Origin of the sequence: Bradyrhizobium algeriense (genome assembly GCF_036924595.1) — a bacterium.
GTDB lineage: Bacteria > Pseudomonadota > Alphaproteobacteria > Rhizobiales > Xanthobacteraceae > Bradyrhizobium > Bradyrhizobium algeriense.
The window spans coordinates 1,560,627-1,574,814 of record NZ_JAZHRV010000001.1; the positions used below are offsets into that span (position 1 = coordinate 1,560,627).

Here is a 14,188-nt window from a genome sequence, read left to right on the forward strand (position 1 = left end):
TCAATTGGTACCGTAAAAATAGCCAAATGGAGAGAAGCCTCCTTTTGACAGTTTATTTTATGTCGGTCATATTGTCGAAAAGCTCGTCAGGGAGGGCACCATGACCAAGAAGAATTCGAGCGATAAATCCGCGGGCCTCAGCCGCCGAACGCTGCTTCGGGCCGGCGCCGCCACCATCGGCGCGGCGGCATTCCCGATGCCGGTCATAGCGCAGACCAAACCCTTTGCCGGCGTCACGCTGCGCGGCGCGTCATTCCAGCACCGCTTCTTCACCCTGCTGCAGAGTTACATTCCCGAGTTCGAGGCGCAGACCGGCATGAAGGTCGATCTGCAGCTCTCGGCGTTTCCGGTCTACAACCAGCAGGCCAATCTCGAACTGTCGTCGGGCGGCTCGGCCTTCGACTTCGTCAACGTCACCTTCATTCTCGCCGCACGCTGGGTGGCGGCAGGCCTGCTCGCCAATCTCGATGAGTTCACCGGCGATCCCAATTTGACGCCGGCGGAGTGGAAGCCGAAGGATTTCGTCGAAGGCGCGCAGGTGCCTTACCGCGACGCCAAGGGCGCCACCTACGGCTATTCCTGGGAAGGCGGCGCCATGGTGATGGGCCTCTCCCGAATGGATTTGATGGAGAAGAAGGGGCTGAAGATTCCGAAGACCTTTGCCGAGTTGCAGGAGGTCTGCGCCGCGATCAACGGCACCGATGGGGTCACCGGCCTCGTCAGCTTCCAGCTTCACCACTGGTGCCTGCCGCCCTACATCCAGGGCTTTGGCGGCAACATCTTCCGCAATCCGCCCACCGACATCATGCCGGCGCTGAACTCGCCGGAAGCGGTTCAGGCGGTCGAGTTCTACGCGAACCTGTTGAAGAACTACGCGCCAAAGGGCGTGCTGACATACACCGAAGATCAGGCGCGCCAGGCCCTGCTCACCGGCCGCTCCAACATCTTCATCCATTCCAGCGCATGGATCACGCCGATCCTGATGTCCGGCGATAGCAAGGTGAAAGACACCTCGCGCGTCGTGCGGATGCCGGCCGGGCCAGTGCGGGATTTCCCGGCTGCGAACAGCCAAGGGCTCGGCATTCCCAAGAACGCCAAGAACAAGAAGGCGGCCTGGGAATTCATCAAATGGGCGCTCAGCCCGGAAATCTCGATGCGGCTCGTCAAGGAGCACGGCCATTCCTCGGTCTGCCGCAGATCCGTGATCGAGAGCGAGGAATATCGCAAGCTCAACACGGTGAATGGCCAGGACCTCGGCGCGCTCTATCTCGAGGTGCTGGGACTGCCGGCCAAGGGCGAGAACTACATGGCCTATCGCACCGTGAAGGAATTCCCGATCGTCGGCGATGTCCTTAACAAGGCCTTCGAACAGGTGGCGACCGGGCAGCTGCCGGCCCAGGCTGCGATGAACGCCGCGCAGGAGCAGGCGATTGCCAATATGCGCCGGGCCGGGACTGCGCTTTGAGCGGAAAAGGACTGGTCGATGCCGAGCGCCGCCGCTTCAACGCTATCGCGCTGGCGCCGAGCCTGATCGTGCTGTTCATGATCGCGGGCCTGCCCGCGATCTATCTGGTCGTGACCAGCCTGACGCCATTCCAGTTGGTCAATCCCGGCTCGTCGACCGATTTCAGTTCGCCGTTGCGCAACTATCGCTTGCTGCCTGATGATCCGCGTTTCGTCAATTCGCTGTGGGTGCAGGCAAAACTGTCGTTCTGGGGCGTGCTGTTCCAGGTCCTGCTCGGCATGCTGCTGGCGCTGTTGCTGCACACGCAGTCGCGCGTCGTGGAATTCGCCCGCACCTTCTTCCTGATCCCGATGGTGCTGCCGCCGATCGTGGTGGCGATCATCTGGAAGCTGATCTATACGCCCGACATCAGCCCGCTCTACTACGTCGCCGGCTTGCTCAACATCGCGATGCCGTCGCTGACCTCCAGCGTCGATTTTGCCTTGACCGCGATCATCATCGCCGACACCTGGGAATGGCTTCCGTTCACGTTCCTGATGGTGCTGGCCGCGTTGCAGACCATTCCGGACGAATTTTCCGAAGCGGCGCTGGTCGATGGCGCCAACCGGCTGCAGGTATTCTTCTACATCACGCTGCCCTTCATCACGCCGATCCTGGTGATCTCGGGCATGTTTCGCCTGATCGACAGCGTGAAAGCCTTCCCGCTGGTATTCCTGCTGACCGGCGGCGGGCCGGGCAGCGTCACCGAGGTGACGAACTATTACGCTTACCTGCTGGCGTTCGATTTCAACGAGATCGGCTATTCCAGCGCAGTCACAATTGTGATGCTGCTGCTCGTCGTCGCCGTCAGCCTCGGCGTGGTGTGGATGGGCCGCCGTCGGGAGGCCATGGCATGAGTGACGGCATCAGCGGGCCGATCCGCCGTTCGGCCAGCGTTCGCCGGCTCGTCGCGATCGGCGTGACGCTGATCGTGCTGCTGTCGCCGTTCCTCTGGCTGCTGCAGATGAGTTTCAAGTCCAACGACCTGATCCTGCAGTTTCCACCGCCTTTGATCTTCACGCCGACGCTGCAGAACTACGCCTCGCTCTGGCAGGGCGCGTTTCCGGTCTCCTTCGTCAACAGCCTGATGAGCGCCTCGTTCTCCACCGCGCTGGCGCTCGTTCTCGGGGTGCCCGCGGCCTACGCGCTGTCGCGATGGGCGGGGCGAGGCAAGCACGCGGTGAGCTTTGCCATTCTGGTGACGCGGATGGCGCCACCGATCGCGTTCACGATTCCGTTCTTCCTGTTCTACCGCTGGATCGGGCTGCTCGACACCGTCACCGGGCTGGTGCTGGTCTACACCAGCTTCAACCTGCCGCTGGTGATCTGGATGATGCAGCCGTTCTTCGAGACGGTGCCGCCATCGCTGGAAGAGGCGGCGTTGGTCGATGGCGCATCGACCCGTGTCGTCTTCCTCCAGATCGTGCTGCCGATGGTCACGCCCGGCATCGCCGCGACCGCGATCCTGTGCTTTCTCTACGCCTGGAACGACTTCTTCTTCGCGCTGATCCTGACGCGGACCAATGCGCGCACCGCGCCGGTTGCCGTGGTCAACTTCATGAACTACGAAGGCTGGGAATGGGGCAAGATCGCCGCCGGCGGATCGCTTGTCATGGCGCCGGTGCTGATCTTCTCGCTCGCGGTGCGCCGCTATCTGGTGAGCGGGCTGACGGCCGGCGCCGTAAAGGGGTAGAGCGATGCAGCTTCCGACGGGCGCTTCGCGGTTCGTCTTTATCTTTGCCCATCCGGCCGGGCATGTCGGCGCGCCCCGCCACTACACGCCTTACTTCCATGGCAACGGGCTCGACTGGCACATGGTGCCGCTCGATATCGCGCCGGAGCATCTGACGGAGACGATCCGCACGCTGGCGAAATCGCCAAGCGTCGCCGGCTTCAACCTCACCATGCCGCACAAGCCCGCCGCATTCGAACTGTGCGATGCGGTCGGGCCGGCCGCCCGGTTCGAGGGCGTGGTCAACACTATCAGGATCGAGGCCGGCGGACGCCTGGTGGGCGAGTCCTTCGATGGCGGCGGATTCCTCAATGCTGCACGCGAGGAGCGGGTGTTCGATCCCGACCGCCGCTGCGTCGTGATCGGAGCCGGCGGTGCGGGCCGGGCGATCTGCCACGCGCTGGCCGCTGCCGGTGCGCGGCGGCTGCGAATCCTGAACGAAACGCCGGGGCCGGTTGAAACGCTGGCCGCGAAACTCCGCAGCCGTTTCGCCGATCTTGAGATCAGCTTGGATGAAAAGTTCGATGACGCCAGCCTGGTGGTCAACGCTACCTCGCTCGGGCTTCGCGAGACGGACACCCTACCGATGGATCCGGGGCGCTTGCCCGTTGATTGCGCCGTGTTCGACATCATCGCCGCTCGCCGGACTGAGTTCATGCAGGCCTGCGCCGCGCGTGGCTTGAAGGTGGTCGATGGCGTGGCGATGATCAAACACCAACTGCCCCTGCAGACCGCATTCTGGCGCGGCGACGCGTGAACACGAGTTGCGCGGGAACCCGCGTTCCCAACCGAATTCGGAAATGCGCTCAGTGAATTGCTGCACTGCGTTGGGCAGAGGACCCATGCCCGGAAGCCTGCGTTAGCGGCAGAACGTGTGCTACGCAGCGGGAATTTGCATGGACGATATTTTGTCATGGTTCGAACAGATGTTTGGCTTTGTGCCGCGATGGCTGGTGGGTCTCTGCCTTGTCGTTGGCGCCATCGTCGTGGCGCTGTTCGTGCATGGTATCGCGGCGCGCATCATCAAGCGGGCGGTCGGGACGCGCTGGCCGGCCGTGACGTTGCTGCTGCAAAGGGTCGCCGGCCCGGCCCGGCTGGCGCTCTGTCTCGTGGCCGTGGCGCTGGTGCTGCCGCTGGCGCCGTTGAACGACGTGCTTCGTGAACAGCTTAGGCATTTTTTCATCGTCGCCGTCATCGCGCTGATCGGATGGATCACGGTTCGCGCGGTGGACATGGGTGCTGCGCGCTATCTGCAGCGCTTTCGCCTCGATACCGACGAGAATTTTCTCGCCCGCAAGCACGTCACCCAGGTGCGTGTCTTCAAGCGCGTGATCGATACGTTGATCGTCATCATTGCGGTCTCGACGGCGCTGATGACCTTCGAATCGGTCAAGCAATATGGCGTCAGCCTGTTCGCCTCCGCCGGCGCCGCCGGCCTGATCCTCGGCCTTGCCGCCCGCCCGCTGCTCTCAAACCTGATCGCCGGTGTCCAGATCGCGATCACCCAGCCGATCCGGATCGAGGACGCCGTCATCATCGAGAATGAATGGGGCTGGGTCGAGGACATCGCCTCGACCTATGTCGTGATCCGGCTGTGGGACTGGCGGAGGATGGTCGTGCCGCTGTCCTATTTCATCGAGCGGCCGTTCCAGAACTGGACCCGCGACACCCAGTCGCTGATCGGTGCCATCGCCTTTCATGTCGATTACTGCACCGATGTCTCGCGGATCAGGCAGCGGTTAGAGGAGGCCGTGCGCGAGTCCAGACTGTGGGATGGGGCGGTGGTCAATCTCCAGGTGATCGAGGCCAGCCCGCGGGCGATCGAGCTTCGGGCGCTGGTCAGCGCCAGATCCGCGCCGCAATCCTGGGATCTCCGCTGCGAGATCAGGGAAAAACTGCTCGCTTTCATTCGCCAAGAGATGCCGGAAGCGTTCCCGCGCGAACGCGCGATGGTATCGCCCCCGATCGACTTCGGCGGCGCTTTCAAGCATGGCGATGGGCCGCCCCGGCCGGTCCCGGCGCGGGCCCATAGCTGATGCCCGCGGGGACAGATTCCTGTTCCAAACGCTCCGCGTTGAAACCTCCCACGGGCTGGAATGGCCCTTGCTTCCGCTGGTTCCGGCTGTAATGGATACGGCTGAACCTGCGTCCTTACCTATATCCAGAAGAAGAGATCGATGAGCCAATTGATTGTCCGTGCCGGTGAATTCACCTTCGAGGCCCGTTTCGAGGAGCAACTGGCGCCCAAGACGGTGGCCGCCTTCCGCAAGGCGATGCCGTTCGAGAGCCAGGCGATCCACGTCCGCTGGAGCGGTGAGGGTGTCTGGATGCCGCTCGGCAATCTCGATTTCGGGGTCTCCTACGAGAACCACACCAGCTATCCCGCGCCCGGCCAGATCATCCTTTATCCCGGCGGCATCAGCGAGACCGAGATCCTGCTTGCCTATGGCGGCGTGCACTTTGCGAGCAAGATGGGCCAGCTCGCCGGCAACCATTTCATCACCCTGACCTCGGGGCTGGAGAACCTGACCGCGTTCGGCAAGACCGTGCTGTGGAAGGGCGCGCAAAAGATCCGCTTCGAGGAAGTGTGAGCATGGCCGCGCCCGCCTATCCGCGCGACTTCCGCGGCTACGGGCGCAACCCGCCCGATCCCCGATGGCCCGGCAATGCGCGGGTCGCGGTGCAGTTCGTGGTGAATTTCGAGGAAGGCGGCGAGAACAATGTTCTCGACGGCGATCGCGCCTCGGAAGCCTTCCTGTCCGACGTGCTGGGCGCGCAGCCCTGGCCCGGCCAGCGCCACGCCAATATCGAATCGATGTTCGAATATGGTTCGCGCGCCGGCTTCTGGCGGCTGTGGCGGATGTTCACCGAACGCAATTTGCCGGTGACCGTGTTCGGCGTCGCGATGGCCTTGAAGCGAAATCCGGATGTGGTCGCCGCCATGAAGGAAGCTGGCTGGGACATCGCCAGCCACAGCCTGAAATGGATCGAGCACAAGGACATGTCGGAGTCCGAGGAGCGCGTCGAGATCGCGGCGGCGATCCGTATCCACACCGAGGCGACCGGCGCACCCCCGCTCGGCTGGTACACCGGGCGCTCTTCGATCAATACGCTCAGGCTTCTGATGGAAACCGGCGGATTACTTTATCTCTGCGACTCCTATGCCGACGACCTGCCATACTGGATCAGGGCGCGCGGGTCGAAGCCGCATCTGGTCATTCCCTACACGCTCGACGCCAACGACATGCGTTTTGTGAACGCGCAGGGCTTTGGCGGCGGTGACGAATTCTTCAACTATCTCAAGGACAGCTTTGACGTCCTTTACAGGGAAGGCGAAACCGCGCCGAAGATGATGTCGATCGGCCTGCATTGCCGGGTCGTCGGCCGTCCCGGCCGCGCGGCGGCGCTGATGCGGTTTCTCGACTACATCGGACAGCACGAGCGGGTCTGGGTGCCGACGCGGCTTGAGATCGCGCAGCACTGGCACGCCAATCTGGTGCATCTTGCCGACGATGCTTTCGACATTGGATAGGTGCGAAAGCGATGTTGAACAAGCTTTCCGATCTCAACATTTGCAGCCAGGACGACTTCGTAACCGCGCTGGCCAATGTCTTTGAGTATTCGCCATGGATCGCCGAACAAGCAGCCGCGCTGCGGCCGTTCGCAGGTGTCAACGAGCTGTTCGCCGCGATGAAGTCGGCGGTCGATCGCGCCCCTGAGGAATTGCGGCTGGCGCTTATCAGGGCGCATCCCGATCTCGCCAGCAAGACCCAGCGCGCCGCGGGTCTCACCGCGGAGTCGAACGCTGAACAGAACAGCGCCGGCCTCGATCGGCTTTCGGATCCTGAATTTGTTGCGTTCGAGCGCGTCAACGATGCCTACCGCGCCAAATTCGGCTTTCCCTATGTCGTCTGCGTTCGGCGCCACACCCGCGATTCCATCCTGCGCGATTTCGAGCGCCGGCTGCCGAACGATGCAAAGGCCGAGGCGCAAACCTCGATAGGGGAAATCTGCCGGATCGCGGCGCTGCGTCTCGACCAGCTCGTCGCGTCCGAGGACAAGCTTCCGGTGCACGGCCGCCTGTCGACCCATGTGCTGGATACCCACAGCGGCAGGCCTGCGGCGGGGATAGCGGTGGAACTGACCGAGCTGTCCGAACTTGGCGAGGCCCGCGTGGTGGCGGGCGCGGTCACCAACAGCGACGGCCGCACCGATCAGCCGCTGATCGGCGGCCGGCCGGTGCCGATCGGTCGCTACGAACTGGCATTTCACGTCGGCGCCTATTTTGCCGATCGCGGCGTGCCGCTGTCCGATCCGCCGTTTCTCGATCGCATTCCGCTGCACTTCTCGGTGAGCGACCCGGAAGCCCATCTCCACGTGCCGTTATTGGTCACGCCGTGGAGTTATGCGACCTACCGCGGAAGCTGATCGCCGAATCGGTGGGCAAAGCGCAGCGTGCCCACCATTTCCAGGCGATGGCGTTGATCGATGGTGGGCACGGCGCAAGTGCGCCTTTGCCCATCCTACGGCCTCCCAACCTAATGCGTCGCCGTTGCCGCAGCCGCTGTGGCGTCGGCTTCCGCAGTCTTGCCGCTGACGCCGTTGAGGAAGGCGTTCAGCGCCACCGCGACCAGCGCGCTGAGCAGAATGCCGGACTCCAGCAACGGATGCAGGCCGTGCGGCAAGTTCTTGAAGAAGTTGGGCGAAACCAGCGGGATCATGCCGAAGCCGACCGATATCGCGACCACGAACAGATTGTAGCGGTTGTTCTTGAAGTCGACCGCGGTGAGGATGCGCGCGCCGGTGGCCGCCACCATGCCGAACATCACGAGGCCGGCGCCGCCGAGCACGACCAGCGGCACGGCCTCGACCAGCGCCGCCATCTTTGGCAGCAGCCCGAGCAGCAGCAGGATGCCGCCGCCGGCGATCGTGACCCAGCGCGAGCGCACACCGGTGACGCCGACTAGGCCGACATTCTGCGAGAACGACGTGTAGGGAAAGGTGTTGAACAGCCCGCCCAGAAATGTGCCGACGCCGTCGGCCCGCAAGCCACGGGTCAGCGCATCGCGGCTGACCGCCTTGCCGGTGATCTCGCCAAGCGCCAGGAACATGCCGAGCGATTCGATCATCACCACGATCATCACGATGCACATGGTGATGATGGGGACGAGCTGAAACTTCGGCGGCCCGAAATGCAGCGGCAGCACGATCGCGGCCCACGGCGCCGCGGCGACTTTCTCGAAATGCATCATGCCGAGCACGGCGGCAAGAACGGCGCCCGCGACAATGCCGAGCAGCACGGCGACATTGGTGACGAAGCCGGAGCCCCATTTGATCAGGCCGAGTATCACCAGCAGCACGAACAGCGCAATGCCGAGCCCCTGCAACTGGCCGTAGGCGGGATTTGGGAAAGCGTGCGGCACGCCGTCGATCATTTTGGTCAGGGTGGGCAGGCCGCCACCGGCCCAGTTGATGCCGACCCGCATCAGGGAAATGCCGATTACGAGGATGATGGTCCCGGTGACGACGGGCGGAAACAGCGGCAGCAACCGGCTGATGAAGGGCGCGGCAACGATGGCAAATAGCCCGGCCGCTATCACCGAGCCGTAGATGCCGAGCAGGCCGATATCAGGCGCGGCCGCCATCGACAGCATGGGCCCGACGGAGGCAAACGTCACACCCATCATCACTGGCAACCGGATACCGACGCCGGGGAAGCCGATACATTGCACCAGCGTGGCGATGCCGCAGGCGAACAAGTCGGCGCTGATCAGGAAGGCCACGTCTTCCGGCGGCAATTTCAGTGCGCGGCCGATGATCAACGGCACGGCAACCGCGCCGGCATACATCACCAAGACATGCTGCAGGCCGAGCGCCAGCAATCGCGGCGTCGGCAGGATCTGGTCGACTGGATGGACTTCGCCGCTCATGTTCGGACTCCCCCCTGGATGCAGGCCACCGGGCCTGTTTGAACTGATACAAGGCTCGTGCCAGAAGCTTGTCCCGCAAAGACCTTGTCCCCCAAGATCTTGCCCTGTGGCACGAAGGTTGCTCAATATTGAACCATAGCGGGTGGATCCCCGCAAATTGCAGGTTGAACGGGAGGCGTTCGGATGCCGCTGATCAGGAACAGATATGGTAAGGGCCGCGTCCGGGTTATGCGGATTCACCGGAACGGCGACCAGCACGAAGTCAGCCAGCTCAGCGTCAAGGCAATGATCGAGGGCGACTTTGCCCGCGCCTATACCCACGCCGACAATTCCACCTCGGTAGCGACGGATACGATCAAGAACATCGTCAACGTGGTCGCGCGTGAAAACACGGGGCTGAGCACCGAGGATTTCTGCCAGGTGCTGGCGCAGCGATATCTCGACATCTATCCGCAGATTGCCTCGGTTGCCATCACCGCGCACGAGACCAAATGGAGTCGCCTGAGTTTCGGCGGCAAGCCGCATCCCCACAGCTTCGTGCTCGACAGCAACGGCAAGCCGTTCGTCGAAGCCTCAGTGGTGCGTGGGGGACCAACGGCATTGACGTCCGGTATCGACGGCTTTGCCTTCATGAAATCGACGCAGTCCGGCTGGGAGAATTATCCGAGAGATCGCTACACCACGCTGCCGGAGACCGCCGACCGGATGTGCGCCACCAGCATGGTGGCGTCCTGGAAGTGGTCGGGGGGACCTGCGAATTATCCGACGGCCAATGCGCGGATTCTCGGCACCTTGCTCGAAGTGTTCAGCACGACCTACAGCATGAGCGTGCAGGACAGCCTGTACCGGATGGGAGAGGCGGCGCTGGCAGCCGTGCCGGAAATCTCGGAAATCAGCATGGCCTGCCCGAACATGCACTTCATTCCGATGAACCTGTCGGCATTCGGGCTGGATAACAATAATGACGTTTTCCTGCCGACCGACGAGCCCCACGGCCAGATTGAGTGCACGGTGGGAAGGGGTTAAAAGGCACGCCCACCCATCGAGCAGCGCCGATCGAAGCGCGCTACCTGGAACGGCATGAGCGAGACGAAGGCGGCCATCGGCGCGACCACAGGATCACGGCTCGGCGACGAAATCGTCAGCCGGATCAATCAGCTCGGGGCGATTTCCGAGACAGCTGAGCATCTGGCTCGGATCTTCCTTTCGCCTGAGCATCGCACAGCTGCCGATCTCCTGATGTCGTGGATGAAAGATGCCGGAATGGCCGCGCATCTCGACGCCATCGGCAATGTCTGCGGCCGCTATGAGGGCGAACGTCCCGGCTTGCCCTGCCTGATGCTGGGTTCGCATTACGACACCGTGCGCGACGCCGGCAAATGGGACGGCCCGCTCGGCGTGATTACGGCGATCGCCTGCGTCGCCGATCTGGACCGGCGCGGCGTGCAATTGCCGTTTGCGATCGAAGTCGTCGGTTTCGCCGACGAGGAAGGCGTGCGGTTTGCCTCCACGCTGCTCGGCAGCCGGGCGGTCGCCGGCACCTTCGACGAAAGCGTGCTCAATGCGCGCGATGCGAACGGCCTCACCCTGCGCGAGGCGATGGTGCGGTTCGGGCTCGATCCCGATCACATCGGCGCGGCGGCGCGCACCCGCCGCGAGCTGCATGCCTATGTCGAGCTGCACATCGAGCAAGGGCCGGTGCTGGAGCAACAAAACCTTCCCGTCGGCGTGGTGACGGCAATATCAGGCGCCACACGGCTGGCGGCGAACCTGACCGGCATGGCCGGGCACGCCGGAACCGTGCCGATGGCGATGCGGCGTGACGCGCTGGCCGGCGCCGCCGAATGCATCGGGGCGGTCGAGGAGTTCTGCAAGGCCGATAGTGCCGGACTGGTCGGCACCGTCGGCGCAATCACCGCGCTTCCGGGCGCCACCAACGTGATCCCGGGCAAGGTGTCGTTCACGCTGGATATTCGCGCGCCGACGGATGCGCACCGCAAGCTTGCGGTGGCCGATATCGTCCGCCGCATCGAAGCGATCGCGAAGCGGCGCGAGCTGTCGCTGCAGATCGACGTCACCCACGAAAACCGCACCGTGCCCTGCGCGCCGTGGCTGAAAGCGCAGGTCGCGGAAGCGGTTGCGGCCGAAGGCTTTGGCGTGCTCGAACTGCCGAGCGGAGCAGGGCATGACGGCATGGCGATGATCGATATTGCCGACGTTGCCATGCTGTTCGTGCGTTGCCGCGGCGGCATCAGCCATAACCCGGCCGAGCATGTCGAACCCGCCGACGCCGATTCCGGCGCGCGCGTGTTGCTGCGGCTGATCGAGAATTTCCGGCCAAGGGAAGCGGGCGGCACCACCTGATCGCAGGATGGGTGGAGCGCAGCGAAACCCATCCTGTACCCTTTTGAGCGTTCGGCACTAGTCTGGAGATGTAGACTGGTCGCACGGGCCGATCCGCCGGGAGCCGCCTGACCCATCTGTGCCATGAGCACCTGCGTAGGACCCGCGCCCCGGTGGAGCGGCTGCGATCGAGATCCACTAGGAGGTTTGCGCCAAGAGCGCCAGTACAGGGATCGATCGGGATCGCAGTGGCCCGCTTCGCAAGCGAGGAGGTCGAGCAATGGTCGAGGATGTGCATTGGTTTGTCGGGATCGACTGGGCAACGCAGAACCATCGCGTTTGCCTGTTGGATGCCGAAGGAAGACGCGTGGGCGAGCGGGAGTTCGTCCATGGCGGAGCCGGCTTGACGGAGCTGCGAGACTGGCTGCTTGAGAAGACCAAGGCCGCGCCGGGGCGGATCGCCGTCGCGATCGAGATGCCGCACGGTCCCGTGGTGGAGATGCTGCTCGAGCACGGGTTTACGGTCTTTGCCATCAATCCCAAGCAACTCGATCGCTTCCGTGATCGCTTCACGGTCGCAGGCGCCAAGGATGACAGCCGTGACGCTCTTGTCCTCGGCGACTCGTTGCGCACCGATCGGAAAGCCTTCCGGCAGCTTGCCACCGACGATCCGACGGTGATCGAACTGCGCGAGTGGTCGCGCCTTATGGATGAACTGCTGCAGGAACGGACGCGTCTGGCCAATCGCCTGCGCCAGCAGCTATGGCGTTATTATCCGCAAGCGGCCGAACTGACCGACGATGTCGCAGATGATTGGTTCCTGGCGCTGTGGCAGAAGGTGCCGACCCCCGCTGCGGCCGCCAAGGTATCGGAGAAGGCGATTGCGCGCATCCTCAAGGAGCATCGCATCCGCCGTCTCGACGCCACCACCGTGCTGCAGACCTTGCGCAAGGCGGCCTTGTTCGTCGCACCAGGTACCAGGGAGGCCGCGTGCGTCCATATCCGCAGTCTTGTGGCGCGCATGCACCTGATCAATCAGCAGATCAAGGAAGCCGGCGCCGCCCTGGACGGCCTTTGCGACAGCCTCGCAGCACAGGATGAGGAGAACTCGTCGGGGCAGAGCCATGAGCAGTGTGACGTGGCAATCCTGCGCTCCTGGCCGGGAATCGGCAGGATTGTTCTCGCCACACTGCTCACCGAAGCAGCGCAACCGCTGCAGGCACGAGATTATCACGCCTTGCGTGCTCTGGCAGGGGTTGCTCCGGTAACACGGCAAAGCGGCAAGCAACGCTTCGTGATCCGGCGCCTCGCCTGCAACAAGCGGCTGCAGACTGCGGTCCATCACTGGTCACGCGTCGCCATCCAGCGCGACGCAGCCGCTCGGCGACGCTACGACGCCTTGCGGCAGCGCGGCCATGGCCATGCGCGTGCTTTGCGTGGTGTGGCTGATCGCTTGCTTTCCGCCCTGTGCGCGACGCTCACCCACCGGACCCTGTATGAGGCAGACCAGAGGAGTGCTCAGACCGTCGCCACGCCGTAAAGCCTCATTCCTTTGTTCGGCCGCTTGCGACCATTCCTTCGTCCCGACCTGCCGAACCCAACAGCGCCGCGCACAGCCGCTGTCCAGGATGCCATCGGCACCGGCGTAGCCGGCGCGAAGCGTCCTGGACGGCGGCGAGCACGGCGCTACGCTTGTCACCCAAAGAACGAAAGCCCCTTGACCAAGCCCTAGGAGGTCCTACGCTCGACGCGCGCGTTCGTCAGCCTGGCAGCAGTCGCTTCGGGAGGCTGAACGCCAGAGTGGCAGGGTGTCGATGACGCCGTGATCCTCGGCAGGGAGCGCCTTGCGCAGATGGTGGAGCGCGTCGCGGATCGCGGTTTCGTCCAGTCCCTCGATCAGCAGCAGAGCGGCGAACGAGCCGTCGTTGGCTCGCATGCCCTTCTCGCGGGCCTTGATGGAGGTCTGCGCGATGTCCATGGTCGCAACGCATCATGCCTCGGCTCGGCAATTTCGCCCGCAGCGGCGGCCGCATCGCCGCTCCAGATGGCGAGATAGCCCGCTCCCTGCATGTCAGGCTCCATCCGTCATTTCGGGCCGACGCGGATGGCCGTGGGCAGCGACGCCGGCAACTGGCCGGCAGCCTGCAGTGCGGCCTGCATGGCCACGATGTAGCCGTAGGGGCCGAGGCCCGCTATGACGCCTTTCACCGCGGCCGAAAGCTTGGAGTGCCGGTGCAACTCGTCGCGGGCATGGATGTTGGAGATGTGCACCTCGTAGATCGGGCCGTCAAAAATCTTCATGGCGTCGAACATCGCGATCGAGGTGAAGGAGTAGGCGGCGGGATTGATGATGAGGGCGTCCGCCGCGGTGCGCGCGGACTGGATGAGATCGACCAGCACGCCCTCGTAGTTCGATTGATGGAACGCCAGCTCTGCGCCGGCGAAAGCGGCAAACTCTTCACATGACGCCTTGATGGCGTCGAGCGTGGTCGAGCCGTAGATGTGCGGCTCGCGGATGCCGAGCATGTTCAGGTTCGGGCCATTGAGGATCATGATGCGCATGGAATGCCTTTCACGGGATAATGAAAGGGCAGTGTAGCTGATCGCGGCAACATGTCAGCCGTGAAGCATCTGCTCAACGCGGCGCTCTCACGGCGTCATTGCGAGCGAAGCGAAGCA

Annotated in this window: 14 protein-coding genes; 11 read left to right on the forward strand and 3 right to left on the reverse strand. The window is 63.6% G+C overall.

Annotated elements, in window-relative coordinates; genetic code table 11:
- The first annotated feature begins 100 nt into the window (after positions 1-100).
- The 8 genes from V1286_RS07555 (at position 101) to uraD (ending at position 7,664) form a co-directional block, all read left to right on the forward strand.
- Positions 101-1,465 (forward strand): ABC transporter substrate-binding protein, encoded by a 1,365-nt coding sequence (locus V1286_RS07555; protein ID WP_334478628.1) that lies wholly within the window; start codon positions 101-103, stop codon positions 1,463-1,465.
- A complete protein-coding gene (locus V1286_RS07560) occupies positions 1,462-2,361 on the forward strand; it encodes a carbohydrate ABC transporter permease (RefSeq protein WP_334478629.1) in 900 nt (299 codons plus the stop codon). The genes V1286_RS07555 and V1286_RS07560 overlap by 4 nt, the downstream gene beginning before the upstream one ends.
- Complete coding sequence (locus tag V1286_RS07565; RefSeq protein ID WP_334478631.1) at positions 2,358-3,197, forward strand: carbohydrate ABC transporter permease; 840 nt, start codon at positions 2,358-2,360, stop codon at positions 3,195-3,197. Before V1286_RS07560 ends, V1286_RS07565 begins: the two co-directional genes overlap by 4 nt.
- A 4-nt stretch (positions 3,198-3,201) precedes the next feature.
- Positions 3,202-3,993, forward strand: coding sequence for a shikimate dehydrogenase family protein (locus V1286_RS07570; RefSeq protein ID WP_334478632.1), 792 nt, complete (start codon positions 3,202-3,204; stop codon positions 3,991-3,993).
- A 139-nt stretch (positions 3,994-4,132) separates the two neighbouring features.
- A complete protein-coding gene (locus V1286_RS07575; protein ID WP_334478634.1) occupies positions 4,133-5,272 on the forward strand; it encodes a mechanosensitive ion channel family protein in 1,140 nt (379 codons plus the stop codon).
- 141 nt (positions 5,273-5,413) lie between these two features.
- Positions 5,414-5,827: a DUF3830 family protein gene (locus V1286_RS07580; RefSeq protein ID WP_334478636.1), complete on the forward strand. Its 414-nt coding sequence runs from the start codon at positions 5,414-5,416 to the stop codon at positions 5,825-5,827.
- Between the two features lie 2 nt (positions 5,828-5,829).
- Positions 5,830-6,768, forward strand: a complete 939-nt coding sequence (gene puuE, locus V1286_RS07585) for an allantoinase PuuE (RefSeq protein WP_334478637.1) — start codon at positions 5,830-5,832, stop codon at positions 6,766-6,768.
- Between the two features lie 11 nt (positions 6,769-6,779).
- Positions 6,780-7,664 carry a 2-oxo-4-hydroxy-4-carboxy-5-ureidoimidazoline decarboxylase gene (gene uraD / locus V1286_RS07590; RefSeq protein ID WP_334478638.1) on the forward strand — a complete coding sequence of 295 codons (885 nt, stop codon included), beginning with the start codon at positions 6,780-6,782 and terminating at the stop codon, positions 7,662-7,664.
- A gap of 110 nt (positions 7,665-7,774) precedes the next feature.
- Here the strand turns inward: uraD and V1286_RS07595 are convergent, their stop codons facing one another.
- Positions 7,775-9,166 (reverse strand): nucleobase:cation symporter-2 family protein, encoded by a 1,392-nt coding sequence (locus V1286_RS07595; RefSeq protein ID WP_334478639.1) that lies wholly within the window; start codon positions 9,164-9,166, stop codon positions 7,775-7,777.
- Between the two features lie 183 nt (positions 9,167-9,349).
- Here V1286_RS07595 and pucL point away from each other — a divergent pair, with 183 nt between their 5' ends.
- The 3 genes from pucL (at position 9,350) to V1286_RS07610 (ending at position 13,049) form a co-directional block, all read left to right on the forward strand.
- Complete coding sequence (gene pucL, locus V1286_RS07600) at positions 9,350-10,192, forward strand: factor-independent urate hydroxylase (RefSeq protein ID WP_334478641.1); 843 nt, start codon at positions 9,350-9,352, stop codon at positions 10,190-10,192.
- A gap of 54 nt (positions 10,193-10,246) precedes the next feature.
- Positions 10,247-11,530, forward strand: coding sequence for an allantoate amidohydrolase (locus V1286_RS07605; protein WP_334478643.1), 1,284 nt, complete (start codon positions 10,247-10,249; stop codon positions 11,528-11,530).
- 259 nt (positions 11,531-11,789) lie between these two features.
- Positions 11,790-13,049 carry an IS110 family RNA-guided transposase gene (locus tag V1286_RS07610; RefSeq protein WP_334477866.1) on the forward strand — a complete coding sequence of 420 codons (1,260 nt, stop codon included), beginning with the start codon at positions 11,790-11,792 and terminating at the stop codon, positions 13,047-13,049.
- Positions 13,050-13,247: 198 nt separating this feature from the next.
- Here V1286_RS07610 and V1286_RS07615 read toward each other — a convergent pair whose 3' ends face one another.
- Positions 13,248-13,487: a hypothetical protein gene (locus tag V1286_RS07615; protein WP_334478645.1), complete on the reverse strand. Its 240-nt coding sequence runs from the start codon at positions 13,485-13,487 to the stop codon at positions 13,248-13,250.
- A 107-nt stretch (positions 13,488-13,594) separates the two neighbouring features.
- On the reverse strand, positions 13,595-14,071 hold the full coding sequence (locus V1286_RS07620; protein WP_334478646.1) for a type II 3-dehydroquinate dehydratase: 477 nt from the start codon (positions 14,069-14,071) through the stop codon (positions 13,595-13,597).
- Positions 14,072-14,188 lie beyond the last annotated feature (117 nt).